The 1,310-nt window shown below is 69.0% G+C and carries 2 protein-coding genes; both read left to right on the forward strand.

The window, feature by feature from the left end; genetic code table 11:
• Positions 1-109 precede the first annotated feature (109 nt).
• Complete coding sequence (locus tag BJG92_RS02580; RefSeq protein WP_232082457.1) at positions 110-607, forward strand: hypothetical protein; 498 nt, start codon at positions 110-112, stop codon at positions 605-607.
• Positions 608-674: 67 nt separating this feature from the next.
• Positions 675-1,310, forward strand: a 636-nt coding sequence (locus BJG92_RS02585) for a hypothetical protein (RefSeq protein ID WP_232082458.1), incomplete at its 3' end; no start/stop codon positions are given.

The following is a 1,310-nucleotide window of genomic DNA, read 5'->3' on the forward strand; positions in this document are numbered from 1 at the left end:
CAACCAGTCTTAACCACCAGCCCCACCAGTCCAGCCGACGCGCCTTAACGCCTCCCGATTAATTCAGCAGTCTCCTAGCCCGGAGGGGCCGTCCGCTCTACCCTGAGACATGCGCACGTTGGCGGCGATCGCGGTCCTGGCATGTACCGCTCTGCTGGCGGCCGGATGCCAGGCCGAGACGGCGTGCCCGGCGATCGCCCAGGCACCGGTGGTCGCGCTGACAGTGGCCCGGGACTACGCCTCGTCGGTCAGGACGGTCCATCTGAAAGCTTGCCAGGAGGGCCGCTGCGCCGAGACTGATCTGGAGCTCTTCCCCGGCAGCACCGCCGTGGACCAGGGCTGCGAACCGGGGCCCTACGGAGGTGACCGCCCCTGCTCGGCAGGTTCTTCCCCGGACGGCACCCTGACCGGGATGCTGATGATGGGGACGCTGAGCGATTCCCCCATCGAGGCGACATCCGCGGGGACAGATGCCAACGGACTCCCGCTGCCGATCCGGACGCTGGCCTTCACACCGCGGGCGTCCTACCCCTACGGCCGGGAGTGCGGCCGTTTCGTCACGGCCGGCGTCGTCCTCGGTGCGGACGGCCTCCGGCAGGCGGCCTAGTGCCCCCTCGGGATGGACCCGGCGTCGAGGCCCGGATTGAAGGCTAAGTGTCACGAAAGGCGAGCACATGAATACGCAGAACATCCGCCGCTGGATCCTTGCCGGGTTGTGGAGCCTGCCGGTGTATGGGCTGATCACCGCCTGGGCCACGCTTGACCCGCAGCCGGACCAGGAGCGGGACCCGGACGCCTGGGCGCGCTTTGTCAGCTCCGACTCGTACCAGTCCAGCCATCTCCTCGGCAGCACAGGGGGCACAATCCTCGCGATCTTCGGCGCCTTCGCCCTCGGCTGCTGCCTGGCAAACAGCCGCGTGGGGCGGCTGGCCCTGGCGGCTATGGTCATCACCGTCGCCGGCACCGCACTGTTGCTGGTGCCCGCCGTGATCTCCACTTTCGCCACGCCCGCAATCGGGAAGGCCTACCTCGGCGGAAACCGGGACGTTATGCAGCTGGCATTTCCGGACGCCATGACGGGTTCGTTCCTGCTGGGCCTCTTGATGGCCTTCGTCGGGAACGTCCTGCTCGGCGTTGCGGTGTGGGGCTGCCGGACACTGCCGCGCTGGGCGGGAGCGCTCTGGATCGCCGGCGCCGTCCTCTTCTACGTCCTGGGCGTCGTGCTGGGGCAGGCGACCACGGGCAGCAGCCTGCCCACCCAAACCGCCGGTGCCGTGCTGACGGCGGTTGCCGGGGGATGGATTGCGTGG

The organism is Arthrobacter sp. SO5, from assembly GCF_020532805.1.
In the GTDB taxonomy this organism is placed as follows: domain Bacteria; phylum Actinomycetota; class Actinomycetes; order Actinomycetales; family Micrococcaceae; genus Arthrobacter.

What these genes read in the sequence shown, in the direction of transcription:
- BJG92_RS02580 (WP_232082457.1), top strand. Translation starts at nt 110, where the DNA reads ATGCGCACGTTGGCGGCGATCGCGGTCCTGGCATGTACCGCTCTGCTG.